23 protein-coding genes and 1 pseudogene are annotated in these 25929 nt (G+C 70.4%); 5 read left to right on the top strand and 19 right to left on the bottom strand.

The features are described 5' to 3' along the window. Positions 1–76: 76 nt before the first annotated feature. Entirely contained in the window at positions 77–1108 is a 1032-nt protein-coding gene (locus tag ASF43_RS09405; protein ID WP_056179485.1) for an SGNH/GDSL hydrolase family protein, read from the bottom strand. A 200-nt stretch (positions 1109–1308) separates the two neighbouring features. On the opposite strand from ASF43_RS09405, the gene ASF43_RS09400 reads away from it, so the two are divergent. Then, the gene (locus ASF43_RS09400; RefSeq protein ID WP_056179482.1) at positions 1309–2202 is read left to right on the top strand and encodes a dienelactone hydrolase family protein; all 894 of its coding nucleotides are present in this window, start codon (positions 1309–1311) and stop codon (positions 2200–2202) included. Between the two features lie 127 nt (positions 2203–2329). Then, entirely contained in the window at positions 2330–4570 is a 2241-nt protein-coding gene (gene katG / locus ASF43_RS09395; RefSeq protein ID WP_056179479.1) for a catalase/peroxidase HPI, read from the top strand. Between the two features lie 37 nt (positions 4571–4607). On the opposite strand, the gene ASF43_RS09390 is transcribed toward katG, so the two are convergent. From ASF43_RS09390 to ASF43_RS09315, 17 genes and pseudogenes are all read right to left on the bottom strand, one after another. Next, positions 4608–4790 carry a DUF2256 domain-containing protein gene (locus ASF43_RS09390; protein ID WP_056179476.1) on the bottom strand — a complete coding sequence of 61 codons (183 nt, stop codon included), beginning with the start codon at positions 4788–4790 and terminating at the stop codon, positions 4608–4610. Further along, positions 4790–5719 (bottom strand): fasciclin domain-containing protein, encoded by a 930-nt coding sequence (locus ASF43_RS09385; protein ID WP_056179706.1) that lies wholly within the window; start codon positions 5717–5719, stop codon positions 4790–4792. Before ASF43_RS09385 ends, ASF43_RS09390 begins: the two co-directional genes overlap by 1 nt. A 261-nt stretch (positions 5720–5980) precedes the next feature. Then, positions 5981–6358, bottom strand: coding sequence for a VOC family protein (locus ASF43_RS09380; protein WP_056179473.1), 378 nt, complete (start codon positions 6356–6358; stop codon positions 5981–5983). 14 nt (positions 6359–6372) lie between these two features. Beyond that, positions 6373–7833, bottom strand: a complete 1461-nt coding sequence (locus ASF43_RS09375; protein ID WP_056179472.1) for an SRPBCC family protein — start codon at positions 7831–7833, stop codon at positions 6373–6375. An 82-nt stretch (positions 7834–7915) separates the two neighbouring features. Next, the gene (locus ASF43_RS09370; RefSeq protein ID WP_056179469.1) at positions 7916–8350 is read right to left on the bottom strand and encodes an SRPBCC family protein; all 435 of its coding nucleotides are present in this window, start codon (positions 8348–8350) and stop codon (positions 7916–7918) included. After that, positions 8347–10044, bottom strand: a complete 1698-nt coding sequence (locus tag ASF43_RS09365; RefSeq protein ID WP_056179466.1) for a flotillin family protein — start codon at positions 10042–10044, stop codon at positions 8347–8349. Before ASF43_RS09365 ends, ASF43_RS09370 begins: the two co-directional genes overlap by 4 nt. Further along, positions 10041–10871: a phosphoenolpyruvate hydrolase family protein gene (locus tag ASF43_RS09360; RefSeq protein ID WP_056179463.1), complete on the bottom strand. Its 831-nt coding sequence runs from the start codon at positions 10869–10871 to the stop codon at positions 10041–10043. Before ASF43_RS09360 ends, ASF43_RS09365 begins: the two co-directional genes overlap by 4 nt. Further along, positions 10855–12066 carry a Tm-1-like ATP-binding domain-containing protein gene (locus ASF43_RS09355; protein WP_235578201.1) on the bottom strand — a complete coding sequence of 404 codons (1212 nt, stop codon included), beginning with the start codon at positions 12064–12066 and terminating at the stop codon, positions 10855–10857. The genes ASF43_RS09360 and ASF43_RS09355 overlap by 17 nt, the downstream gene beginning before the upstream one ends. 510 nt (positions 12067–12576) lie before the next feature. Beyond that, positions 12577–13047, bottom strand: a pseudogene (locus ASF43_RS32025) (ABC transporter ATP-binding protein); the annotation flags it as partial. A 175-nt stretch (positions 13048–13222) separates the two neighbouring features. Next, the gene (locus ASF43_RS09350; RefSeq protein ID WP_056179456.1) at positions 13223–14029 is read right to left on the bottom strand and encodes an ABC transporter ATP-binding protein; all 807 of its coding nucleotides are present in this window, start codon (positions 14027–14029) and stop codon (positions 13223–13225) included. Positions 14030–14040: 11 nt separating this feature from the next. Then, the gene (locus tag ASF43_RS09345; protein ID WP_056179453.1) at positions 14041–15270 is read right to left on the bottom strand and encodes an ABC transporter substrate-binding protein; all 1230 of its coding nucleotides are present in this window, start codon (positions 15268–15270) and stop codon (positions 14041–14043) included. Positions 15271–15272: 2 nt separating this feature from the next. Further along, a complete protein-coding gene (locus ASF43_RS09340) occupies positions 15273–16391 on the bottom strand; it encodes a branched-chain amino acid ABC transporter permease (RefSeq protein ID WP_200932482.1) in 1119 nt (372 codons plus the stop codon). Further along, positions 16388–17335: a branched-chain amino acid ABC transporter permease gene (locus ASF43_RS09335; protein WP_056179450.1), complete on the bottom strand. Its 948-nt coding sequence runs from the start codon at positions 17333–17335 to the stop codon at positions 16388–16390. The genes ASF43_RS09340 and ASF43_RS09335 overlap by 4 nt, the downstream gene beginning before the upstream one ends. Next, a complete protein-coding gene (locus ASF43_RS09330) occupies positions 17332–18621 on the bottom strand; it encodes an amidohydrolase family protein (RefSeq protein WP_056179447.1) in 1290 nt (429 codons plus the stop codon). The genes ASF43_RS09335 and ASF43_RS09330 overlap by 4 nt, the downstream gene beginning before the upstream one ends. 10 nt (positions 18622–18631) lie before the next feature. Beyond that, a complete protein-coding gene (locus tag ASF43_RS09325; RefSeq protein WP_082497740.1) occupies positions 18632–19942 on the bottom strand; it encodes an amidohydrolase family protein in 1311 nt (436 codons plus the stop codon). Between the two features lies 1 nt (position 19943). Continuing rightward, positions 19944–20729 (bottom strand): alpha/beta fold hydrolase, encoded by a 786-nt coding sequence (locus ASF43_RS09320; RefSeq protein WP_056179445.1) that lies wholly within the window; start codon positions 20727–20729, stop codon positions 19944–19946. Then, positions 20726–21592, bottom strand: coding sequence for a fumarylacetoacetate hydrolase family protein (locus tag ASF43_RS09315; protein ID WP_056179442.1), 867 nt, complete (start codon positions 21590–21592; stop codon positions 20726–20728). The genes ASF43_RS09320 and ASF43_RS09315 overlap by 4 nt, the downstream gene beginning before the upstream one ends. Before the next feature lie 162 nt (positions 21593–21754). Here ASF43_RS09315 and ASF43_RS09310 point away from each other — a divergent pair, with 162 nt between their 5' ends. The 3 genes from ASF43_RS09310 (at position 21755) to ASF43_RS09300 (ending at position 24669) form a co-directional block, all read left to right on the top strand. Then, positions 21755–22408 (top strand): TetR/AcrR family transcriptional regulator, encoded by a 654-nt coding sequence (locus tag ASF43_RS09310; RefSeq protein WP_056179439.1) that lies wholly within the window; start codon positions 21755–21757, stop codon positions 22406–22408. A gap of 11 nt (positions 22409–22419) precedes the next feature. Then, entirely contained in the window at positions 22420–23268 is an 849-nt protein-coding gene (locus tag ASF43_RS09305) for an alpha/beta hydrolase (protein ID WP_056179701.1), read from the top strand. Between the two features lie 114 nt (positions 23269–23382). Then, positions 23383–24669, top strand: coding sequence for a glutamate carboxypeptidase (locus ASF43_RS09300; protein ID WP_082497751.1), 1287 nt, complete (start codon positions 23383–23385; stop codon positions 24667–24669). Positions 24670–24672: 3 nt separating this feature from the next. Here ASF43_RS09300 and ASF43_RS09295 read toward each other — a convergent pair whose 3' ends face one another. Continuing rightward, on the bottom strand, positions 24673–25851 hold the full coding sequence (locus ASF43_RS09295) for an ABC transporter substrate-binding protein (protein WP_082497739.1): 1179 nt from the start codon (positions 25849–25851) through the stop codon (positions 24673–24675). Positions 25852–25929: the final 78 nt, after the last annotated feature.

The raw sequence follows: 25929 nt of genomic DNA, 5'->3' as shown, positions 1-25929 counted from the left end.
GCTTGACGCCACCAGGCCGCGGCCACCTGCGCTGGGGCGGGCGCTGCTGCTGCAGCGCCACCGGCCCCCTTGCGGCTCAGCGCTGCAGCAGCAGCGCGCCGAACATGGCCGTGCCCAGCACGCCGTGCACCTGCGTCGTCGGGTGCATCGCGTCCCAGAACATGAAGGGCGGCATGATGCCGCTCTGGCGCACGTCCGGGCACAGGTGGGTGGTCGATGTCGGGGGCACGAAAAGGCACATCGAGGTCGGGATCTGGCCTTCGGCCACAGGCTCCAGGTAGTCCACCGCCGGCACGCTGGCCCAGACCAGGCCGGTGGCGACCACCGTCTCGCCCAGCTTGAACACGTCGACCTCGACGATGCGGATGTCGCGGCGCTGGCTGCGCAAGGCGGCAAGCTTGGCCTTGAGCAGGGCGTTGTGTCCCTTGGTCAGCTGCGTGGCTGCCGCGCCGGCGGCCGGCCCGCCTTGGCCCAGCACGAAGGGCGTGCCGCCCAGGTTCGCCAGGTTGGGCACCAGGAAGTCGCGCGCGCCCACGTCGTACAGGTCGGTGATGGCCTTCAGCACGTTGTTCGTGACCGCATCCGGGTCGACGCTCAAACCCTGCAGGTAGTCGTTGGCACCGCTCCACACCACGTACAGCGCCTGCTTGGACGCCTTGCCGCCGGGCAACGCGCTCTTGAACTGCTCGACCTGGCTTTGCAGGTTCTCCACGGGAAAGCCGAGCGGCACGCCCTGGCCCGTGCCCGAGCTCGAGCCGCCATAGGCGAAGCTGACGGCGGCCTGGGTGCGCACCGCGCGATCGGCCAGCGAAGGCACGACGGCCGCGTTGTGCTTGCCCGACATCAGGCGCCACAGGTACTCGACCGCGACCGGCCCGTTCGTGAAGCGGCCCTGCCAGTAGGTGGCGTGCGGGCTCGTGGACGGCGGCAGCGCCGTCGGCAGGCCCAGGTCGGTGGTCAGCTTGAAGTCATTGCCTGTGTCCGACAGGCTGTCGCCGAAGACGACCAGCGAGGGGTATTTGATCTGGCCAGCCCAGGCCGCGGGCAGGGCGGCCAGGCAGGCAACGAGGCAAAGCGCACGCCAAAGCGTGCGAAAAGAGATGTTCATCAAGCGCTCCAAACTAACAAATGGGAACGCGATGGTAAGTAACAAACTAAACATTCGATACGTAACTGCAGCAATTTAGTGACATCCGTCACATAGTTTGTGATGCAAATTGATACAAAGTACCTCGACGGTTCGTTGGCGCCGTGGCAAGCAGGGCATTGGCGGAGCGGCTAACCTGCGTTCTTTTTTCAGGAGCCGCCATGCCCCCTCGCCTGACCGCCCACGACTTCGACCAGGAACTGCTGATCCTCTTCGACGCCTACGTGCATGGCGACCTGGACCGCCGCGGCTTCCTCGGCCAGGCCCAGCGCTTCGCCAAGGCCGGCATGACGGCCGCCGGCCTGCTGGCCGCGCTGAGCCCCAACTTCGCCGCCGCCCAGCAGGTGCCGCCCGACGACAAGCGCCTGAAGGCCGAGCGCGTCGCCGTGCCGTCGCCGGCCGGCAACGGCAGCATCAACGGCTACCTCGTGCGCCCCGCCTCGGCCGGCACGGGCCGGCTGCCTGCCGTGCTGGTGGTGCACGAGAACCGCGGCCTGAACCCGCACATCGAGGACATCGCGCGCCGGGTGGCGCTGGACGGCTTCATGGCCTTTGCGCCCGATGCCCTGACGCCGCTGGGCGGCTACCCGGGCGACGAGGACAAGGCCCGCGCCGAATTCGCCAAGCTCGACCAGGGCAAGACGCGCGAAGACTTCCTGGCCGCCACCGCCTGGCTGCGCGCCCGGGCCGACGGCAACGGCAAGCTCGGCGTGGTGGGCTTTTGCTACGGCGGCGGCATGGCGCATTGGCTGGCCACGCGGCTGCCCGACCTGCAGGCCGCCGTGCCCTTCTACGGCAACAGCCCGCCGCCGGAGGAAGCGGCCAGGGTCAAGGCGCCACTGCAGGTGCATCTGGCGGCCGTCGACGAGCGCATCAACGCCGCCTGGCCGGCCTACGAGGCTGCGCTCAAAGCCGCGGGCGCCAGGGTCGAAGTGCACCATTACCCGGGCACGCAGCACGGCTTCAACAACGACACCACGCCGCGCTACGACGCCGCCGCCGCACAGCAGGTCTGGGCGCGCACGGTGGCGTTCTTCAAGACGCACCTGGCCTGACGGGCACCTGCGGCGCGCGCACCGGTTTGCCTATCGGCGGCATCGAAAACCTCAATTCGCGCCGGCGCTGCATCGGCCACAGAATGCGCGGCTCTGTTCCCCACAACATCCCCCAGGAGAAAAGCCCATGAGCGATACCACTTCCGCCAAGTGCCCCTTCAGCCAGGCCAGCAGTGCCGGCCGCACCAACCGCGACTGGTGGCCACAACAGCTGCGCGTGGACCTGCTGCACCAGCACTCGTCCAAGTCCGACCCCATGGGCGCGGGCTTCGACTACGCCGCCGAGTTCAAGACGCTGGACCTGGCCGCCGTGAAGGCCGACCTGGCTGCGCTGATGACCGATTCGCAGCCCTGGTGGCCGGCCGACTTCGGCCACTACGGCCCGCTCTTCATCCGCATGGCCTGGCACAGCGCCGGCACCTACCGCATCCAGGACGGGCGCGGTGGTGGTGGCCGCGGCCAGCAGCGCTTTGCCCCGCTGAACAGCTGGCCCGACAACGTGAGCCTGGACAAGGCGCGCCGCCTGCTGTGGCCCATCAAGCAGAAGTACGGCCGCAAGATCTCCTGGGCCGACCTCATGATCCTGACCGGCAACGTGGCGCTGGAGACCATGGGGTTCAAGACCTTCGGCTTCGCCGGTGGCCGGCCCGACGTGTGGGAGCCCGACCAGGACGTGTACTGGGGCCGTGAAGACAAATGGCTGGGCGGCGACGTGCGCTACAGCCAGGGCTCGCCCGGCGTCGAGAAGGACCGCGGTGTGCTCGTGAAGGACGACGACAGCCAGGTGCCGCACACCCGCGACCTGGAGAACCCGCTGGCCGCCGTGCAGATGGGCCTGATCTACGTGAACCCCGAGGGCCCGGACGGCAAGCCCGACCCCATCGCCGCGGCACGCGACATCCGCGACACCTTCGCCCGCATGGCCATGGACGACGAGGAAACCGTGGCGCTGATCGCCGGCGGCCACACCTTCGGCAAGACGCACGGCGCGGCGCCTGCATCGCACGTGGCCGACGAGCCCGAGGGCGCCGGCATCGAAGCCCAGGGCTTCGGCTGGCACAACAGCCACGGCAGCGGCGTGGGCTCCGACGCCATCACCAGCGGCCTGGAAGTCACCTGGACCACCACGCCCACCCAGTGGGGCAACAACTACTTCGAGAACCTGTTCGGCTTCGAGTGGGAGCTGACCAAGAGCCCGGCCGGCGCCCACCAGTGGGTGGCCAAGGGGGCCGGCGACATCATCCCGCACGCCTTCGACCCGGCGAAGAAGCAGCGGCCCACCATGCTCACGACCGATTTGTCGCTGCGCTTCGACCCGGCCTACGAGGCGATCTCGCGCCGCTTCCTGGCCAACCCCGACCAGTTCGCCGACGCCTTCGCACGCGCCTGGTTCAAGCTCACCCACCGCGACATGGGCCCGCGCGCGCGCTACCTGGGCCCCGAAGTGCCGGCCGAGGTGCTGGTGTGGCAGGACCCGATCCCCGAGGTGGACCACCCGCTGGTCGATGCGCAGGACGTGGCGGGCCTGAAGTCCAAGGTGCTGGCCTCGGGCCTCACGGTGGCGCAGCTCGTGTCCACCGCCTGGGCATCCGCCTCCACCTACCGCGGCTCGGACATGCGCGGCGGCGCCAATGGCGCGCGCATCCGCCTGGCGCCGCAGAAGGACTGGGCCGTGAACCAGCCCGCGCAGCTGGCCGAGGTGCTGGGCAAGCTCGAAGCCATCCGCGGCGACTTCCAGGCCGGCGGCAAGAAGATCTCGCTGGCCGACCTGATCGTGCTGGCCGGCAGCGCCGGTGTGGAACAGGCCGCGCGCGCCGCCGGCCATGAAGTCGAGGTGCCGTTCACCCCCGGCCGCATGGACGCCACGCAAGAGCAGACCGACGTCGCCAGCTTCGAGCCGCTGGAGCCCGTGGCCGACGGTTTCCGCAACTACGTGAAGGCCCGCTACAGCGTGCCGGCCGAGGTCTTCCTGGTCGACAAGGCGCAGCTGCTCACGCTGACCGCGCCCGAGCTGGCCGTGCTGGTGGGCGGCCTGCGCGTGCTGGGCGCGAACGTGGGCGATGCGAAGCATGGCGTGTTCACCGACAGGCCAGGCCAGCTCACCAACGACTTCTTCGTGCACCTGCTGGACATGGGCACGCAGTGGAAGCCGGCGGCAGGCGATGACGCGGTGTACGAAGGGCGCGACCGCAAGAGCGGCGCAGCCAAGTGGACGGCCACGCGCGCCGACCTCGTGTTCGGCTCCAACGCGCAGCTGCGCGCGGTGGCCGAGGTCTACGCCAGCGCCGACGCGCAGGACAAGTTCGTGCAGGACTTCGTGGCGGCGTGGGTGAAGGTCATGGAGCTCGACCGCTTCGACGTGGCGTGACGGGCTACGGCCCGCGCCCGCGGGCCGCCACCACGCATCAGCCGGGGCCGTCGCGGCCCTTTGCGCGCCGGCAGGCGTCGGAGCAGTACTTGACCTGTTCCCATGTGCGCGCCCAGGCGCGGCGCCAGACCATGGGCCGGCCGCACGCCGCGCAGTCCTTGCTCGGCAGGGCCTGCTTGTTGCCCTTGAAGCCGCGCGGAGCGGGCTGCGCGGCCGCCATCACGGCGCGGGCAGGATGACCTTGTCGATCAGGTGCACCACGCCGTTGCTGGTCAGCACATCGGTGGCGGTGATGTTGGCCATGCGGCCGCGCTGATCGGTGATCGCCAGGTTGCTGCCCACGGTGAACGTGCCGCCCTGCACCGTGGCGATGGGCTGGCCCACCGGCACCGCGGCCTTGAGCACGTTGCCTGGCACCACGTGGTAGGTCAGCACCTTGGTGAGCAGCGCGGTGTCGGCCAGCAGCTGCGCCTTGGTCACGCCCAGCTCGGCCAGCAGCGCGGCGAAGGCCGCATCGGTCGGCGCGAACACGGTGAACGGGCCAGGGCCGGAGAGCGTGCCCGCCAGGTTGGCGGCCGTCACGGCCTCGACCAGGATGCTCAGCGACGGCGTGGCCGCCGCGGTCTGCACGATGGTCTTGTCGGCCGGCAGCAGCACCTTGTCGATGGCATGCACCACGCCGTTGTCCGCTTCCAGGTCCGTGGCCACCAGCCGCGCCGTGCGGTTGCGTCCATCGGTCACCACCAGATCGCTGCCGACCCGGTCGATCTTGAAGATGCCGCCAGCCAGCGGGGTGATGGGCCGGCCCAGTGGCACGTCGTCCTTCTCGACCTCGCCGGACACCACGTGGTACTGGAGTACCGCGGTCAGCAGCGTCTTGTTGGCCAGCAGCTGCTCCTTGGTCACCCCCAGCTCGGCCAGCAGCGCCGCGAACGCGTCGTTGGTGGGCGCGAAGACCGTGAACGGGCCGGGACCTGACAGCGTGCCGGCCAGGTCGGCCGCGGTCACGGCCTCGACCAGGATGGAAAACCGTGCGTCGCCCTGCGCGAGCTGCACGACGGTGTCCGGATCGTCGTCGCCACCACCGCCACAGGCGGCAACGAAGGCCAGCGTCGACACGGCGGCCAGGTGCTTGACCCAGCGAAGCATCATCTCGTCTCTCCAGTCGGGTTGGGACAGCACGGCCCCGCGCAATGGCAGGCCGGCGCTCGGGTTTCACGTGCGCGAAACACGCCCCGCCCACGCCGGCGGCGCGCTTCGCAGCACGTCGTCCAGGTACGACGGGCTGCTTCGGCTGGATCAATCCCGTGCGGTCGCAAGGGAATCGGGTGGCGTCGGGAGGTTTGTGCGCTCGTCGTGATGGAACGGGGCCCGATGCCGTCCCCGGACTTGCTGGCAGCCGTCGCTGCGCTACGGCTCTTCCGCCTTGTCAAAATCCAGCTCCACGCGCGCCCCGTTCGGGTCGTGGCTGAACATCTGCCACAGCGCGCCGGCCTGGCGCCGCAAGTCGTACTTCCAGCCGGCGGCGTCGAAGCGGGCCTTGACCTCGCGCAGGCCTTTGGCGGTGAAGGCCATGTGGTCGATCACGCCCGCGCGCTGGGCCGGCACCGGGCGGTCGAAGTAGACGTGCAGGATGGCGTGCCGCTTGTCCTCGCCGTACAGCCAGGCGCCGGGGAACCCCAGGTCGGGGCGGAAGCCGGGCGTCAGGCCGATCAGTCCGGTGTAGTACTCCATGGTCGCCTGCGGGTCCTGTGCGATCACGGTGAAGTGGTTCATGCCGAGGATCATGGGGATGGGCTCCTTCAGGGGATCAGGACGAGGGCCCCGCTGCGTTCGCGCGACTCCAGGCGCAGGTGGGCCTGGGCGGCGGCGGCGAGGGTGAAGCGCTCGATGGTAGGCGGCTGCACGCTGCCATCGGCCAGCGCGGCCCACAGGCGTGCGGCGCGGCGGGCCAGCGTTGCCGGATCGGCCACGTAGGCGAACACCACCGGGCGCGAGAAGGTGGCGGACTTCGCCACCAGCGCATCGGGCTCCACCGGCGCCAGCGGGCCGCTGGCCTGGCCCAAGCTGATCCAGTGGCCACAGGGCGCCAGCGCGGCCAGGTTCTCGGCCTGCGCGGCGCGGCCCAGGCCGTCGACGATCACGTCGGCGCCGCCCAGCGCCTGCACCGCGTCGGCGAAGCGGTAGTCCGGCGTCACGATGACCTGCGCCGCGCCGTGCGCGCGCGCGATGCGGGCCTTGGCCTCGGTCGACACGGTGGCGATGACCTGCGCGCCCAGGCGGCTGGCCCAGCGGCACAGCAGGCTGCCGAGCGCGCCCGCGCCCGCATGCACCAGCCAGCGCGCGCCGGGCCGCACGGGCGCCAGATCGTGCAGCAGGAATTCGGCGGTCAGGCCCTTGAGCAGAAGCGCGGCGGCCACCTCGTCGTCCACGGCCGGCGGCAGGCGCACCAACCAGGGCGCGGGCACGTTGCGCACGCCGGCATAGGCGCCCGGCTGCGGTCCCAGGTAGGCCACGCGCTCGTCGGGCAGGAAGCCGTGCACGCCCGCGCCGCAGTCCAGCACGCTGCCGGCCGCCTCCATGCCGGGCGTGCCACCCGGCGCCAGCATGGCCGGCAGCTGGCCGCGGCGCTGGTACACGTCGATGAAGTTCAGGCCGATGGCGCGCTGGCGGATGCGCACCTCGCCAGGCGCGGGCGGCGGCGCCTCGGCGTCCTCGGTCCGCAGCTGCGCGGCATCGCCATAGCCCTGCAGCACCACGCGCCGCGTGGGCAGCGCCAGCGCGGTGGGCATGGGCGCGCTGCCGGGGCCGCGCAGGTCGGCGCCGCGTTCCAGGTGCCGGCGCAGGTTGGCGAAGCCGGCTTCGTAGACGCCATTGGCCACCATGTCGCGCAGCTCCCGCTCCATGCCGGGGGGCGTGGCGAAGGTCGATTCCCAATGCCAGAAGGTGCGGTCGCCGTCGGTGACGGGCTTGAGCGTGACGGTGGCCACGTAGCGCTGCAGCGGCACCGTGGCCTCGACGATGCAGTAGGTGCTTTTGTAGAGCCGGTCGTCCAGCGTCAGCAGCTGCTCGCGGATGCGGTTCCCGTCTTTCAATGCGAAGCTGCGCACGCAGCCGACCTGGTCGCTGCGCTCGCCGCCCTCGATGCGGCTCTGGTCCACCACGTCGTGCCATTGGTCGTGGCTGTTGAAGTCGCGCAGCACGGCCCAGACGCGGGCGATCGGCGCGTCGATGACGGTGGAGCGGACGACTTTCTGCAGCATCAGGCCCTCCGCCGGGCCGCCCCAAGGAGGGCCTGCGCCCCCTTGGGGGGCAGCGAGTACACGCAGTGACGAGCGTGGGGGCTCATCGCCAGTGCTGCTTCAAGGCGTTGAAGCCGGTTTGAAAAACGCCGTCGGCAATCGTGCGCGTCAGCTCGCGCTCGCGGCTCTCGTCGCAGTCGAACTCGGCGCTCCACTCGGCGAAGCAGCGGTTGCCGTCGGTTACCGGCGTCAGCTTCAAGGTGGCCACGTAGTTGGCCACGCCCATGGCGCTTTCCAGGATCTCGTAGGTGCAGCTGAAGTCGTAGTCGGACAGAGCCAGCAATCGTTCGCGGATGGTGCCGCCGTCGCGCGTGTGGAAGTGGCGGATGCAGCCGATGCGGTCGGCGGGCTCGCCGTTCTCGATGCGGCTGTCCGCGATGCCCGGGTGCCACTGCGGCAGGCCGTTGAAGTCGCGCACGCGCGCCCACACGTTGTCGGCGCTGGCCTCGATCACGCTGGAGACGTAGAGGCGGATCATGAAGCCTCGGACTTCTGTTGGGCCGGTGGCAGGGCTGCCGTCGCGCCCGATGCGTTACCGGCCAGGCGCTGGATGTCGCCGCCCTCCAGCCCGATCTCGCGCAGCAACTGGTCCACCAGCGGCGCCTGCGCACGGAAACGCAGCGCCGAGTTCACCACCCCATCGGCAAACCCGCCGCCGCTGCTGCCGTCGCCGCCGCCGCCCCCACCGCCGCCCAGCCCGTCCACATGCAGGATCTTGATCCCCTCGATGCGCTCCATGGGCCGCACCGATTCGCGGATGATGCCCTCGGCCTTTTCCACCAGCCGCATGCGCAGCGCGGAGGTGCGGGCCTCGGGCGACAGCACGTTCTGCGCCTCGTTCATCCAGCGCTGGGCCTCAGCCTCGATCTCGGCGCGCACGCGCACGGCCAGCGCGCGGATGCGGTCGGCATCGGCATCGGCCTCGGCCTGCGCGCGGATGGCAGTGCCGCGGTCGGCGCTGGCCGTCATCTCGGCATGCGCGGCCACGGTCAGCTGCAGCGCCTCACGCTCGGCCGCCTGCGAGGCGCCGATCAGCTCGATGGCCTTCTTGCGCTCGGCCATCTCGACCTCGCGCGCGGTGAACACCTTCTCCTCTGCTGCCACCGCCAGCGCGCGCGCGGCCTCGGCGCCGGCCTGCGCGTTCGACAGCGCCTCGCTCTCGCGCGCCACGGCAATCGCGCGCTGCTGCTCGGCCAGCTCCAGCGATTGGCGGCGCTCGATCTCGGCCGCCTGGATGCTGCTCTCCTTGCGGATGCGCTCCTGCTCCAGGCTCTGCTCGCTGCGGATGCGCGCCAGGTCGATCGCCTGCTTGGCTGTGATCTGCGCGCCCTCGGTGTCCTGGTCGCGCTGGGCGCGTTCGGTGCTCAGCTCGGCGCGCTGGCGTGCGCGCGAGATCTCCACCTCGCGCTGCTGCGACAGGCGAGCCTGCTCGGCCTCGCGGTCGATGTCCAGGCTCAGCTTCTCGGCCTCCAGGTTCTTGTTGCGGATGGCGATCAACGTGTCCTGCTCCACGTCGTTGCGCTGCTTCTTGCGGTGCTCGATCTGCTCGGTCAGCCGGGTCAGGCCCTCGGCGTCGAAGGCATTGCTGGGGTTGAAGAACTCCATGCCGGTCTGGTCCAGCTGCGTCAGCGAGGCGGCCTCCAGTTCCAGCCCGTTCATGGTCAGGTCGCCGGCCACGGCCTCGCGCACGCGCTTCACGTAGGCACCGCGCTTCTCGTGCAGCTCCTCCATGGTCATCTCGGCGGCGGCCGTGCGCAGCGCGTCGACGAACTTGCCTTCCACCAGTTCCTTGAGCTGCTCGGGCTCCAGCGTGCGCAGGCCCAGCGTCTGCGCGGCGGCGGCCACGGCATCGGGCTCGGCCGCCACGCGCACGTAGAACTCGGCGATCACGTCCACGCGCATGCGGTCCTTGGTGATGAGGGCCTTGTCGCGGCCGCGGCTCACCTCCAGCCGCAGCGTGTTCATGTTCACCGGGATCACGTCGTGCACGATGGGCAGCACGAAGGCGCCGCCGTCCAGCACCACCTTCTGCCCGCCCAGGCCGGTGCGCACGAAGGCGCGCTCCTTGCTGCTGCGCAGGTACAGCCAGTGCAACAGCGCCACCGCGATGGCGACGACGATCGCCACCACGATCAGGCCCAACAGAAAGCTGCCAAATTGCGCGCCGGTCATAGTGCGATCTCCGTGAAGCGTCGTGTGGTTTCGGTCAAGGCGATTTCGGTGGGCAGCCGCTCCATGGAGCTGGCGCCGTAGAAGCCGTGCAGTTCGGGGCACTGGCCCAGGATCCAGCGCGCGTCCTCGGGCGTGGCGATGGGCCCGCCGTGGCACAGCACCAGCACGTCGGGGTTCGCGGCCTTGGCGGCGGCGGCCCATTCGCGGATCGGCGCCACGCAGTCGGCCAGTTGCAGGGCGGTCTCCGCGCCGATGCTGCCGCCCGTGGTGAGGCCCATGTGGCAGACCACGATGTCGGCGCCGGCCTCGGCCATGGCGCGCGCTTCGGACGCCTGGAAGACATAGGGCGTGGTCAGCAGGTCCATCGCGCGCGCGCGGCGCACCAGCTCCACTTCGAGCCCGTAGCCCATGCCGGTCTCTTCCAGGTTCGCGCGGAAGGTGCCGTCGATCAGGCCCACGGTGGGGAAGTTCTGCACGCCCGAGAAGCCCAGGTCGATCAGGCGGCGCAGGAACTGCTCGGGGATCATGAACGGGTCCGTGCCGTTCACGCCGGCCAGCACCGGCGTGTGCTTGACCACCGGCAGCACCTCGCGCGCCATCTCGCACACGATCTCGTTGGCGTTGCCGTAGGCCAGCAGCCCGGCCAGCGAGCCGCGGCCGGCCATGCGGTAGCGGCCCGAGTTGTAGATCACGATCAGGTCGATGCCGCCGGCTTCCTCGCACTTGGCCGACAGGCCGGTGCCGGCGCCGCCGCCGATCAGCGGCCGGCCCGCGGCGATCTTGGCGCGAAAGCGCTGCAGCAGTTCTTCTCTAGCGATGCGTGGCATGGGCGCGCTCCTGGGGATGGGCCGAGACCTCGCGCCAGGCTGCAACCAGCGCGTCGGCAAAGGCTTCGTCGTTGATGTGGTGCGGCAGGCGCACCAGCTTCTTGTGCGTGCCCGTGCGGAGGTTCTGCGCGATGGCGTCGAACAGCGCGCGGTCGGCTTCGGGGTCGTGGAAGGGCTGGCCAGGCTTGTCGATGGCCGAGACGCCGCCCTCGGGGATCAAGAGCCGCACCGGCCCGCGCATCGCGTTGCATTTGGCGGCCAGGAACTCGCCGATGGCACGGCATTCGTCGGGCGTGGTGCGCATCAGCGTCACGCTGGCGTTGTGCTGGTAGAAGCGCCGCTGCCGAAAGCGCTCGGGCACCGTGTCGCGTGCGCCGAAGTTCACCATGTCCAGCGCGCCCACCGAGCCGACCCAGGGCACGGCGTGGCGCGCGAACACGTCCAGCCGCGTGGGGCCTGCCGACATGATGCCGCCCACGATCTGGTCGGCGATCTCGGTGGTGGAGACGTCGATGGCGCCGGCCAGGAGGCCCGAGTCGGCCAGCTTCTCCATGCTCTGGCCGCCCGTGCCCGTGGCGTGGAACACCAGGCAGTCGTAGTCGTCGCCCAGCTGTTTGGTGACGGCCTGCACGCAGGGCGTGGTCACGCCGAACATGGTCAGGCCCAGGGCCGGCTTGCGCACGGCGCTCTCGGGCAAGGGGTGCGTGACCATGCCGGCCAGCGCATGCGCGGCATTGGCCAGCACCTTCTCGCTGATGCGGTTGATGCCCTGCACGTCGGTCACCGAATACATCATGCAGATGTCGCTCGGCCCCACGTAGGGCCGCACGTCGCCGCTGGCGACGGTGCTGACCATCATCTTGGGCACGCCGATCGGCAGCGCGCGCATGGCCGGCGTGGCCAGCGCCGTGCCGCCCGAGCCGCCGGCCGAGATCAGGCCGCCCAGGTCGCGCCGCGTGAGCACGTAGCGCTCGAAGGCTTGTGCCATCGCGGTGACGGCCGTGCCGCGGTCGCCGCTGAACACGGCCGATTCACCACCCGGGTGGTGCCGCGCCACCTCGCGCGGGTGCACGCTGGCGGGCGAGGGCTTGCCGCTGGTGGACAGGTCCACCGTCACCACGCGCAGGCCCAGCTTCTCCAGGCACTGGCGCAGGTAGGCCAGCTCGCGGCCCTTGGTGTCGAAGGTGCCCGCCACGTAGGCGGCGCGGCCACTCGTGGCGGCGACGGGGAACTCGACGACGACGGCGGGCGCGGGCCGCGGGTTGACCGGCGCCTCGGCCGTGCGCGGGATGTCGGCCACGGGCGCGGCGGTGTCGCCCGCGTTCCAGCGGTTGAAGCCGCGCACGGTGCGGGGCAGCAGCGCGTCGAGCGAGGGCGCGCCATCGCCATGGGCGCGCGCGACGGTGAAGATGGTGGTGGGGCCGCCGGTGGTGGGCGCCTCGGCGGTCTCGTCCGGCTCGTCGGCGGCCGAGCGCACGCCCAGCAGCCGCTCCTGCAGCGCGCGGTCCGCGCCCAGCTCGGCGGCCGGCATCAGCTGCGCGATGCGGCCGTTGACCATCACGCCGATGCGGTCCGACACCTCGATGGCCACGCCCAGGTTCTGCTCGATGAGCAGGATGCCGATCTCGCCCTCGGCCGCCAGTGCGCGCAGCGCGTTCGCCACATGCTCCACGATCACGGGGGCCAGCCCCTCGGTGGGCTCGTCCATCACCAGCAGCCGGGGCTTGAGCAGCAGCGCGCGGCCGATGGCCAGCATCTGCTGCTCGCCACCCGACAGCTGCGCGCCGCCATTGCCCTTGCGCTCGGCCAGGCGCGGGAACATGGCGTAGACGCGGTCCACGTCGTTGCGCTTGGCAGCGACCAGCCGCAGGGTTTCGTCGACCGTCAGCGAGGGCCACACGCGCCGGCCCTGCGGCACGTAGGCGATGCCGCGCCGCGTGATGCGGTCGGGCGGCAGGCCCAGGATCTCGTCGCCCATCAGCCGCACGCTGCCGGTGGCCGTGCAGTGCGCGGGCACCAGGCCGGTGATGGCATTGCACAGCGTGGTCTTGCCCATGCCGTTGCGGCCCACGATGCCGAGCACGCCGCGGTCCAGCGACAGGCTGACGCCCTGCAGCGCGTGGGCGCGGCCGTAGTAGACGTCCAGGCCTTCGATGGCGAGCAGCGGTGCAGTCATGGGCGGGCTCTCATCTCCCTCGCCCCTTTGGGGAGAGGGTTGGGGTGAGGGGCAGGGGGCCTCGAAGAGGCGCGGCTTGTGCTGCCGCCGCGCGCCCTCACCCCAGCCCTCTCCCAGAGGGAGAGGGGGCAATACCGGGCCGCCCGCCCACATGAGGGTGAGCTGTGCGCGCGCATCAGTGCCGCCCTCCCATGTAGATCGCCTGCACCTCGCCATCGCCCTCGATCTCGGCCGGCGTGCCGCTCTTGAGCACACGCCCGTTGTGCATCACCGTCACGTACTCCGTCACGCGCAGCGCGATGTCCAAATCGTGCTCGATCAGCACGAAGCTCATGTGCGCCGGCAGCGAATTCAACAGCGCCACCAGCTCGCGCCGCTCGGCCGGCGACAGCCCGGCGGCCGGTTCGTCGAACAGGATCAGCCGCGGCGCGCCGGCCAGTGCCATGCCGATCTCCAGCTGGCGCTGCTGGCCATGCGCCAGGTTGGCCACCAGCTCATCGGCGATGTGCGACAGGCGCGCGCGCTCCAGCAGGTCCTGCGTGGCCAGCGTGGACGCATGCGTGGCACCGGCCCGCCGCAGGCTGAAGCGCCCATTGGCCACGCCGCGCACGGCCAGAAACAGGTTGTCGCGCACCGACAGGTCGCGGAACAGCAGCGAGGACTGGTAGGTGCGCCGCAACCCCTTGCGGATGCGCTCGTGCGGCGGCAGTTCGGTGATGTCCTCGCCGAAGAAGCGGATGCGCCCCGCAGTCGGCGGGAAGTCGCCCGTGATCGCGTTGAACAGCGTGGTCTTGCCCGCGCCGTTGCTGCCCAGCACCGCGTACTTCTGGCCCGCCGCCACCGCGAACGACACCGTGTCGACGGCGCGCAGCGCCCCGAAGGCGCGCGTCACGCCTTCGAGCACCAGCGCGTCGCCCGAGGCCAGCGCGCGCGGGGCCGCCGCACGTGCATGGCCGGGTCGCAGGGGGGTGACGGTGGCCATCTCTCAAGACCTCAGGGGCAGGCAGGAACGTCGCGCGTGCCCGTCTTGAAGTCTTCCTTCTTCATGCCGAGCAGCTGGTCGATGTTGTCGACCTTCTTGCTCACCTTGGTCGTGAGGTTGCCCTGCGCGTCCTTCACCACCTCGGTCACGAAAGTGGTGCCGATGGCCTGGCGGTTGGCGTCCAGCCGCACGTCGCCGGTGGGCGTCTTCAGCACCATCTTCTGCAGCGCCTCGCGGTACTTGGCCTGGTTGCCCGACAGGTCGCCCTTCACCGCATCGAGCCCGTCGAGCGCGGCCTTCATGTTGGTGTAGTACACGTAGGCGAACAGGCTGGGGCTGGGGAACGCGCCGCTGGAGACCGGGTAGGTCTTCTGATAGTCCGCCACGAAGGCCTTCCAGCCGGCGCCGTCGTAGCTGTCGGCCACGGGGCCGGCCGACAGCGTGCCCACCAGCGAGTCGCGCCGCTTGCCGCGGTAGTTCAGCACGTCCTGGCTCACCGTGATCGAGCCGCCCAGCATGGGCTTGTCGCCGCCCGCGTTCTCGTACTGCGTGAGGAAGTTCACCGCATCCGCGCCGCCCAGCACCACCAGCAGTGCGTCCACGTCCTTGGGGATGCGCGCGATGACCGAGCTGTAGTCCTTGCCGCCCAGTGGCACCCAGGCCTTCACCGGCACCTTGCCGCCCTTGGCGCAGAACTCGGCCATGAAGCCCTGCACCTGCGAGTAGGGGAAGGCGTAGTCCTCGGCGATCACCATCACGCGCTTGTAGCCCTTGTCCAGCGCAGCCTGGCCCAGGCCCACCATCCACTGCGCGCCCTCGGTGTTGAAGCGGTAGAAATTGGGGCTGGGGCTGTCCAGCGTGGTGCCCTGCGCACCCGAGGCGCCGTTGATGAAGGTCACCTGCGGCTGGGTCTTGGAATAGTCCTTCACGGCGATGCCCTCGCCGCCCGACAGCGGGCCGACCATGATGTCGACCTTGTCCTGCTCCACCAGCTTGCGCGTGGCGTTCACGGCCACGTCGGGCTTGGCGTCCGAGCTGGCCTTGACCAGTTCGATCTTGCGCCCGGCGACCATGCCGCCGCGCTCCTTCACGGCCAGTTCTGCACCGCGCATGCCGTCGGCGCCACCGGCCGCGAACGGGCCTTCCAGCGTGGCCAACAGGCCGATCTTCACGGGCTGGCCCTGGGCCCAGGCACCGGCCGCGACGAGGGCGGCCGCAGCCGCGAGCAAAGTCTGCTTCATGTTCACGCTTGTCTCCTTGGGGTTGTGGTCTGCCTGGGTGCGAAGCGCGCACGCGCGCGCGCCCACAGTCCGAGCAGGCCGTCGGGGGAACACAGCACGATGGCGAGGAACACGCCACCAATGACGAGGTTGAAGCGTTCGCGGTCGACCAGGTCGATGGCGAAGGTCTGCAGCAGTACGAACAGCACGGCGCCGATGAACGCCCCGATGGGGTGGCGCATGCCCCCGAGCACGGCGATGACCAGGATGTTGATGAGCCAGCTGGTGCCCACCGAGCCCGGCGTCATCAGCCCGTTGTACCAGGCCAGCAAAATGCCGCCCACCGCCGCCAGCGCACCGGCGAACGCATAGGCCGCCACGCGGTGCGCCACCACGGCGTAGCCCAGCGCGGCCATGCGGCGCGGGTTGTCGCGGATGCCCTGCAGCGCGATGCCGAAGGGCGCGCGCACCACCCATTGGACGAGCCAGTAGCCGCCCAGCGCGCAGAACAGCGAGAGAAAGTAGAACGGCAGCGGGTCACGCCACTGCAGGCCGAACACGGTCGGCGGCTTCAATTCGCGCAGGCCCTGGAAGCCGTTGAACACGCTGTAGTTCTGCAGCACCAGGTAGTAGAACGCCACGCCCACGGCCAGTGTGATCATGATGGTGTAGATGCCCTCGGTGCGCACCGACAGCCAGCCGATCAGCGTGGCGCAGGCCACCGCGATCAGCACCGCGAACGGGATCGCCACCCACCACGCCCAGCCCAGGCTGATCTCCGCGGCGCTGCTCGTGCCCAGCACGGCCACGCCGTAGCCCGCGATGCCGGCCACCGTCATCTGCGCCAGTGACACCATGCCGCCGTAGCCGCCCAGGAAGGTCAGCGACAGCGCGATCAGGCCCAGCACCAGGGCTTGCGACGCCACCTGGAAAGTGAAGAAGGGCGTGGCGACGAAGGGCAGCAGCACCAGGGCGATGAGCGCGATGGCGTGGCGGATGCGGATGGCGCGCCAGGCGGAGGTCCAGCGCGGCGCGACCGCCTCGCTGGGCCCGACCTGCGCGAGCGGGCTCGACACACGCGGGCGCACCGGCGCGTCGGCCGGCTGCCGGTTCATGGCACGGCGCCATTGCGAGGCGCTCATGCGGGCCGCCCCATGATCCCGCGCGGCCGAAACGCCAGCACCAGGATCAGGATCACGAAGGTGAACACCACGCTGTAGGTCGGCGCATAGGCCAGCCCATACGTCTCCGCCAGCCCCAGAATCACCGCACCGATCGCAGCCCCCACCACGCTGCCCATGCCCCCCACGATCACCACGATCAGCGAGGCCAGCAGCAGCCGGATGTCTTCGCCCGGCACCATGGACAGCTCCACTGCGCCGATCACGCCGCCCAGGCCGGCCAGCCCGGCCCCCAGCATGAAGGTCACGGCGAACACCAGGTTCACGTTGACGCCGGCCGCGGCCAGCATGCCGCGGTCGTCCACGCCCGCGCGGATCATGGTGCCCACGCGCGTCCTGTTCAGCAGCCACCACAGGCCCAGGCCGATCACGATGCCGAAGCCCAAGAGGCTCAGCCGGAACGCGCCGTACGCGTTGATCAGCGGGATGCCGCGGATGGGCCCCTGCAGCCATTCGGGCGCTTCCATCTGGTGCACCTGGCCCGTGAAGATCCACAGCAGCACGTCGGCAATCACGATGGACAGCCCGATGGTTACCAGCGTCTGCCGCAGGTCCTGCCCCTGCATGCGGCGCAGGACCAGCACCTGGATCAACAGCCCCGCAATGGCCGCCGCCGCGAAGCCCGCCGCCAGCGCCAGCAGCCACCAGCCCGTCTTGTCGGCCACCACATAGCCCACGTAGCCGCCCAGCAGGTACAGCGAGCCGTGCGCCAGGTTCACGTTGCGCATCAGCCCGAACACCAGTGTGAAGCCGCTGGCCACGATGAAGTACAGCGAGGCCAGCGTGAGGCTGTTGAGCAGCGTGACGAAGTACAGCCGCGTGTTGTCGGCCACGGCCCAGATGCTGAACACCAGGATCGGCCCGCCGACCACCAGCCACAGCGCGATGCGCCGGTTGCGACTCATGCGGCGCGCTCCCAGCGGCGTTCGCTCGCGACAGGTGGCGCCTTGGCGAACGTGCCATCCTTCATCACGGCCAGGATGCGCCGAGGGTCACGCAGGATGGCCAGGTTGGCCAGCGGGTCGCCGTCCACCAGCAGCAGATCGGCCAGGCAGCCGGTGCGCACCAGGCCCAGCTCGCCGGGCATCTTCATGATCTGGCCGCCGAACTCGGCCGTGGAGCGGATCGCCTCCAGCGGCGTCATGCCCAGGTACTTGACGAAGAACTCCAGGTCGCGCGCGTTCTGCGTGTGCGGCGTGAACGCGAAGCCGTAGTCTCCGCCCGGCAGCACGCGCACGCCGCGCCTGTGCATGGCTTTCAGCGATTCGATGGCGTTGTCCCACTCGTCCTGGTAGCCCATCTGCGTGGCCATGGCCTGGGTGATGCCCCAGGGCTCGGCCTCGTGCAGCATGGCGTAGAGGATGGCGATGCCGGGCGCGACGAACACGGTGTCCCTGGCGGCCTCCAGCGCGTCCAGCGTTTCGGTGTCGGTGTAGCTCGCGTGGTAGATCACCTCGATGCCGTGGCGCAGCGCCTGCTTCACACTGTCGGCGGAGCGGGCATGGGCCACGCCGCGCTTGCCGCGCATCTTCACTTCCTGCATGGCCGCGGCTACTTCGGCGTCCGTCATCCAGGTGGTGCCGGCCGGCGACTGGGGCGTGAAGTTGTCGCCCGACAGGTTCAGTTTGATCGAGTCCACGCCGTACTTCAGGAAGCGGCGCACATGGCCGCGCATGTCGTCGGCGCCGTTCACGTTCACGCCAAAGCTGAACTCGGGGAAGGGCAGGTGCGGCAACGTCTCGTCGCCCAGGCCGCCGAGCACCGTGATCTCCTGGCTGGCGGCCAGGTAGCGCGGGCCGGGAATCTGGCCGCTGTTGATCGCGTTGCGCGTGACCACGTCCAGCCGCGGCTTGGCGCAGGCCGCACCCACGCACGAGGTGAAGCCGGCCTGCAGGTAGCGCCCCGCCACCTTGGCGCACCACAGCACGTGTTCTTCCAGTGGCATGGCCTGGATCGCGGCCAGCGTGGCCGCATCGTTCCAGCTGAAGTGCGTGTGCGCCTCGCACATGCCGGGCATCAGCGTGGCGCCCGCGCCGTCGATCACGGTCACGCCGCTGTTGAATCCGCCCACCGGGGCCAGGCTGCGGCCCACTTCGCGGATGCGGTTGCCGCTGACCCGCACGCTGCCCTGGTAGGGCGGCGTGAGGTTGCCCTCGATGATGCGCACGTTGGTGAACAGGACTTCGGCCATGGCGATTTCCTCACGCTGCCCAGCGGTTGATGGTGCGCATGTCGCGCTGGCCCGCCATGGCCCGCAGCGGCGGCGCGCGGTGGAACGCGCCGTCCTTCATCACGGCCAGGATGCGGGCCTTGTCCTGCAGGATGGTGATGTCGGCCAGCGGGTCGCCGTCGATCAGCAGGATGTCGGCCAGGCAGCCCTCGCGCAGGTAGCCGATCTCCTTGCCCATCTTCATCATCGGCCCGCCCCAGGCCGTGGCGGACAGCAGCGCCTCCATGGTGCTCATGCCCACGTGCTTGACGAAGTACTCCAGGTCGCGCGCATTGGTGCCGTGCGGCGTCCAGGCGAAGCCGTAGTCGCCGCCGGGCAGGATGCGCACGCCGCGCCGGCGCAGCGCCTGCATGCTGGCGATGGCGGCTTCCAGCTCGCGGTGGTAGCCCATCTTCTTCGTGACCTCGGGCGTCAGGCCCCACTCGCTGGCGTTGTGCACGGTGCGGATCAGCCAGGCCAGGCCGGGCGCGACGAAGTGCTCGAACTTGTGCGCCTCCAGCAGGTCCAGCGCCTCCTCGTCGCAGAAGCTGGCGTGGTAGATCACCTCGATGCCCAGCTGCACGCAGCGCTTGATGGACGGCGTGCTGCGCGCATGGGCGGCCACGCGCTTGCCCCAGGCCTTGGCTTCCTCCACGCAGACGCGCACCTCCTCGGTGGTGAACTGGCTCATCTCCGACGGCATGCCGGTGATGGACTCGCCACTCAGGTTGATCTTCAGCGTGTCCACGCCGTACTTGGCGAACATGCGCACGCAGCGGCGCATCTCCTCGGGGCCGCTGACGACGGCGCCGAACGCGAATTCCGGCTGCGGCAGGTGCGGTTGCGTGGTGTCGCCCAGGCCGCCGGGCACCGTGATCTCCTGGCTGGCGGCCAGGTATCGCGGGCCCACGATGGTGCCGTCGGCGATCGCGTTGCGGATGACGACATCGAGCCGTGGCTTGGCCGCTGCGGCGCCCACGCAGCTCGTCCACCCCATGTCCAGGTAGCGCTTGGCCACTTCCGCGCACCACAGGATGTGTTCCTCCGGCGGCATGCGCTGGATCGCGTCCAGGCTGGGCTGGTCGTTCCAGCTGAAGTGCGTGTGCGCCTCCACCATGCCGGGCATCAAAAACGCACCGCCGCCATCGATCACCGTGGCGCCTGCAACCGGCTGGCTGCGCTGGCCGAAGGCCGTCTTCACGACGCGCTGGATGCGGTTGCCCGAGACCAGCATCTCGCCCATGAACGGCTGCTCGCCGCCGCCGTCGAAGATGCGCACATTGGTGAAGTGGACATCGGCCATGTCAGTTCCTTTGGGACGACAGGAATTCGCCCAGCGCGCGCTGGCATTCCTCGGGCTTCTCCACCGGCGTCCAGTGCCCGCAGCGCGGCAGCACCAGCACGCGCGCGCCGACGATCTTCTCGGCCATGAGGCGCACGGCTTGCGGCGGCGCCACGCCGTCTTCGTCGCCGGTCACCAGCAGCGTGGGGCAGGCAATGCGCTCCACGGCCGCGGGCTGCGCCCCGGCCAGCGCTTCGCAGCTGCGCGCATAGGCCTCGGGTTCCTGGCGCATCAGGCTCTCGCGCACGAAGGCCACGGCCAGCGGGTGGCGCTGGCGCGTCTCGGACGACAGGGCTGCCTGCAGCAGCGCGACGACGATCTCGTGCAGGCCGGCCACGCCCTCGCGCGCCTTCACGGCGCGGGCGCGCATGGCGGCGCGGGCCGGCTCGGGCGGCGCGATCAGCGGGCCGAACAGCGCCAGACTGCGCACGAGCTTGGGCGCCTGCACGGCGAGGTGCTGGGCCACGATGGTGCCCATGGAATGGCCCAGCACATGGGCGCGCGTGACACCGGCGCGGCTGCACAGGGCCTGCACCGCGTCCACGTAGCGCTCGATCGACAGCGCACCCTCGGCACGCTGCGAGCGCCCGCTGCCCGGCAGGTCCAGCCGCATCACGCGGTGCCGCGACAGCGCCGGCAGCAGCGGCCCGAAGCTGTTGGCGCTGCCGCCCAGGCCGTGGATGCACAGCACGGCGTCGCCCTCGCCTTCGTCCTCGGCGACCACGCGGTCGATCAGATGGAGGGTCATGCGAACCTGTTCTCGATGGCCCCGATGCCATCGATCTCCACCTTGAACACGTCGCCCGCCTTGAGCCAGCGTGGCGGCTTGAAGCCCATGCCCACGCCCGAGGGCGTGCCGGTGGCGATCACGTCGCCGGGCAGCAGCGTGATGCCGCGCGAGCAGGTCTCGATCAGCGTGGGGATGTCGAAGATCATGTCCTGGGTGCTGCCGTCCTGGCGCAACTCGCCGTTGGCCCAGCCGCGCACGCGCGTGTCGCGCCCGTCGAGTTCATCGGCCGTCACGATCCACGGGCCCATGGGGCAAAACGTGTCGAAGCTCTTGCCCAGGTCCCACTGCTGGTGGCGCGTCTGCACGTCGCGTGCGGTGACGTCGTTGACCACGGTGTAGCCGAACACATGGTCCATGGCGCGGGCCTTGGAGATGTCGCGGCCGGCGCGGCCGATGACAACGGCCAGCTCGCTCTCGTAATCGATCTGCTCGGTGATGGCGCGGCCCGGCAGGCGCACGGTGTCGAACGGGCCGATCACGGTCTCGGGCACCTTGGTGAACACGATGGGCCACGCATCCTCTTGCGGCGGGCTGTCGCGGAACACCGTGCCGGCCAGCTCGGCTGCGTGGGCGCGGTAGTTGCGGCCCACGCAGAACAGGTTGCGGCGCGGCCGGGGCAGCGGCGCGCGCAGCGCGATGGCGGAGACGGGCAGTCGCGTGCCGCTGGGCGCTGGCAGCGCGCCGCCTTCGGCGAGTGACAGGATCAGCGGCAGTACGCCGGCTGCGGCATCGCGGCACGCGAGCGGCGTGGCCTCGCGGCCGTCGGGCGAGATCAGCCCCACGTGGTCGGTTCCACCCCAGCGCCAGCTTGCCAGTCGCATGTGTTGTCTCCGTGCGTCCCACATGCTCGGCCCGGACAGGCGGCTGTGAGATCTGTTGTCCAATATAAGACTTGCGTCTCAATTTGGAGGTGGCGCATCATAAGCAGCAAGCGTGGACACTCACAAGACCGAACAAGCCCGCAACGACCCGTACAAACCCGCATGGCGCGTCCCAAACACCAAGTCACTCTTCCGCCTTCTGCACCCGAGCGCGGCGTCAAGGCCTCCACCTTCAAGCTGCTGCTGGAGACGGCCATGGCCATCATCCAGACCGACGGCCACATCCCCTCCGTGGCCGAGACGGCCAAGCGTGCCGCCGTCTCGCGCGCCACGGCCTACCGCTATTTCCCGAGCCGCAGCGCGCTGATCACGGCCGTGATCGACACCTCGCTCGGCCCGGTGCGCACGCATGCGTCCGACCTGCCCGGCACGCGCGAGCGGCTGCACGAACTGTTCAAGAACACGTTCCCGCGCTTCAAGGAGTTCGAGCCGCAGCTGCGCGCCGCCGCGCAGCTCGCGCTGGAACAGTGGGCGCTGGCGCGCGCCGGGCTGCTGGAGGAAGAGCCCTATCGGCGCGGCCACCGCGTGGGCATCCTCGAGCACGCGCTGGCGCCGCTCGCGCCCGACCTGCCCAAGCCCGTGTACGACCGGCTGCACCGGGCGCTGTCGGTCGTCTACGGCATCGAGCCGTATGTGATCCTCAAGGACATCTGGGGCGTGTCCGACCGCGAGGTCGAGCGCACCGCGCTGTGGATGGCCGACGCCATGGTCGACGCCGCGATGCGCGAGGCCGGCCTGCCCCCGCGCAAGAAATGAAGGAGACCTGCATGGCCGAACACACCCCCGCCTGGTACGACGCCCAGTACCACACGCGCGCTGCCATTCCCGAACACCCGGCCATCCTGCGTCACTGGACCGAGGCCTCGCAGGGCGCCCGCGCACAGCTGGCAGGCCGGCTCGACCTGCGCTACGGCCCGGGCCAGGGCGAGTTGCTGGACCTGTTCCCCGCCGCGCGGCCGAACGCGCCGCTGCTGGTCTACATCCACGGCGGCTTCTGGCGTGCGCTGGACAAGCGCGACCACAGCTTCATCGCCCAGCCCTTCGTGCAGGCCGGCATGTCGGTGATCCTGCCGAACTACGCGCTGGCGCCGGCCGTGTCCATCGAACACATCGTGCTGCAGCTGGTGCGCGCCATCGTCTGGATCTGGCGCGAGGCCGACATGCTGGGCGTGGACCGCAGCCGCATTGCCCTGGCCGGGCATTCGGCGGGCGGCCACCTGGCGGCCATGCTGCTGGCCTGCCGCTGGCGCGACATCGAGCGCCGCATGCCGGCGCAGCCGCTGCGCGGTGCGCTGGCGCTGTCGGGGCTGTACGAGCTGGAGCCGCTGCGCCACGCGCCCTTCCTGGCGCCGGACCTGGGGCTCACCGAGGCGTCCGCGCGGCAGCTCAGCCCGGTCCTGCTGCCTGCGCCGCAGGGGCCGCTGCTGGCGCTGGTCGGTGGCGACGAGAGCGCCGAGTTCCAGCGCCAGAACGCGCTGATCCGCGAGCGTTGGGGTGAAGCCGTGGTGCCCGTCTGCGAGACGGTGCCTGGGCGCCATCACATGAACGTGCTGCACGAGCTGGCCGACCCGGCCGCGCGCGCGCATCGATTGGCCCGGGAGTTGCTGGGCACATAGACTGCACGACGCATTTAACCCCCGGAGAAGCACTTGCCGACCACCCGTACCTGCCGCCTGACCACCCTGGCCAGCGCCCTGAGCCTCACCCTGCTGCTGGGCGCCTGCGCGCCGATGTCGCCGACCGCGTCCACGTCTGCTGCCACACCTGCCGCCTCGCCGGCCGCGGCCACCCTGCCGGTGGACGCCGCCCTGCGCACGCAGACGCAGGCCGAGGTGCAGCCCTACCTCAAGACACTGGAGTCGCTGGTCAACATCGAATCGGGCAGCCGCGACCTGGAGGGCTTGAAGCGCCTGGGCGACGTGGTGGCCGAACGGCTGGGCAAGGCCGGCATGCAGGTGGAGATCAAGCCCGCGCGCGCGCCCGACTTCCACCCGCAGCTCAAGGGCGCGCCGCTCGGCAGCATGGTGTATGCGACCAAGGCCGGCACCGGCGCCAAGAAGGTGCTGCTGATCGCGCACATGGACACCGTCTACCAGCGCGGCATGGCGGCCAAGCAGCCCTTCCGCATCGACGGCGACCGCGCCTACGGCCTGGGCATCGCCGACGACAAGCAGGGCGTGGCGCTGATCCTGCACGTGGTGGACCTGCTGGCGCGCAACGGCTTCAAGGACTACGCGCAGCTCGGCGTGCTGATCAACGGCGACGAGGAGGTGGGCTCGCCCGGCTCCGGCCCCTTCATCACGCAGCTGGGCAGCGAATACGACGCCGTGCTGTCGTTCGAGGGCGGCGGCAGCGCGGCGGCCGGTGGCGGCGACATGGTGCGCCTGGCCACCAGCTCGATCGCCATCGTGGAGATGAAGGTCACGGGCAAGGCCAGCCACGCCGGCTCGGCGCCGCAGCTGGGCCGCAACGCGCTGTACGAGCTGTCGCACCAGATGCTCAAGAGCCGCCAGTTCGGCGACCCGGCCAAGGGCCTGCAGATCAACTGGACGGTGGCCAACGCCGGCGGCTCGCGCAACGTGATCCCGGCCGAGGCCACGGCCATTGCCGACGTGCGCTCGCTGACCAACGAGGACCTGGACCTCATGGAAGCCGCGCTCAAGAAGTCGATCGAGGAGAAGCTGATCCCCGACACCAGGATCGAGCTGGGCTTCTACCGCAGCCGCCCGGCCTTCGTCTCCAACGCCGCCTCGCGCGCGCTGGCGCAGCATGCGGTGGCGCTGTATGGCGGCCTGGGCGTGCCGCTGGACATCCGCGAGCGCGCCACGGGCGGCGGCACGGACGCGGCCTTCGCGGGCCTGCGCCCGCGCGGTGGCGTGCTGGAAAGTTTCGGCCTGCGCGGCTTCGGAGCGCACTCGAACGACGACGAGTACGTGCTGGTGTCCAACATGGCGCCGCGCCTGTACCTGGCCACCCGCATGGTCATGGATTCGGGCAGCGGGAAGGTGCGCTGGTAGGCGCTACTGGTTCGGCCGGGCCGGGTCCTTCACGCGCTCGAAGCGGTCGAACTCCACGTTGACGGGGCGGCCGCCCACCTTCTCGGTCTTGCGGATGTACACCGTCTGCACGATGTCGCGCGTGGCCGCGTCGATCTCGATGGGGCCGCGCGGGCTCTCGAAGGCCAGGCCCTTCACGGCGTCCATGACGCGATCGCCGTTGGTGTCGCCGCCGGTCTTGCGCAGCGCCAGGTCGATGGCGGCCATGGCGTCGTAGGCCGCCACGGCGAAATAGCTCGGCCGCAGGCGGTTGCCGAAGCGGGCCTCGAAGTCCTGCACGAACTGGCGGTTCTTGGCCGACGGATGCGCGTAGGAATAGTGGTGGCTGGTGACCAGGCCCAGCGCCAGGTCGCCCGTGGCGTCCAGGTAGCTGTCGTCCGTGGCCTCGCCGGTGGCATACAGCGCGATGCCGGCCTGCGCCATGCCGCGCTCGCGCCAGGTTTTCAGAAAAGCCTGCGGCATCACGCCCGACGGAAAGAAGAAGAACACGGCCTTGGGGGCGGCGTCCTTGATGCGCTGCACGTAGGCGGCGAATTCCAGGGTGCCCATGGGCGTGCGCAGCTCGCCGACGATGCGGCCACCGCCGGCCTCGAAGGCCGTGCGGAACGCGGCCAGCGCATCGGCCCCCGGCCCGTAGTCGGCCACCACGAGGAAGGCTTCCCGCTGGCCGTTCCTGAGCATCCAGCGCGCCATGGGGTCGGCCACCTGCTGCACCGTGAACGACACGCGCGCGATGTAGGGCGAGGCCGCCGTGATGCCCGAGGACGAGGCGTTCATCACCACCGTGGGGATGCGCGCCTGCGTGGCGATGGGCGCCACGGCGTAGGCGTTGGGGCTGAAGTCCAGCCCGGTCAGCAGCTGCACCTTCTCGCGCACCACCAGCTCTTGCGCCAGGCGCCGGGCCGCGTCGGGCGCGGCGCCGCCGGTGTCGCGGCGCAGGATGTCCACGACGCGGCCGGCGATGCGGCCGCCCTGCTCCCGCAGGTAGAGCGCCACACCGGCATCGAACTGGCGGCCGTAGTCGGCATAGGGGCCGGTGTAGCTGCCGATCAGGCCGATGCGCAGCGCGTCCTGCGCGCGCGCGACGCTGGCGATGCCGGCCATGGCGGCGGTGGCGAGCAGGCTGCGTTTGCTGATGTGCATGGTCTGGTCCTCATGGAAGGCGCGTGGGCCGTGTCGGCCTGCGCTGACAGGCGCTCGCGGCAACGGCTGGGCTGGCGG

The organism is Pseudorhodoferax sp. Leaf267 (genome assembly GCF_001422405.1).
Lineage (GTDB): Bacteria > Pseudomonadota > Gammaproteobacteria > Burkholderiales > Burkholderiaceae_C > Pseudorhodoferax.
The sequence above is the reverse complement of the archived record's forward strand: the minus strand, read 5'-3'. Positions and strand labels throughout refer to the sequence as shown.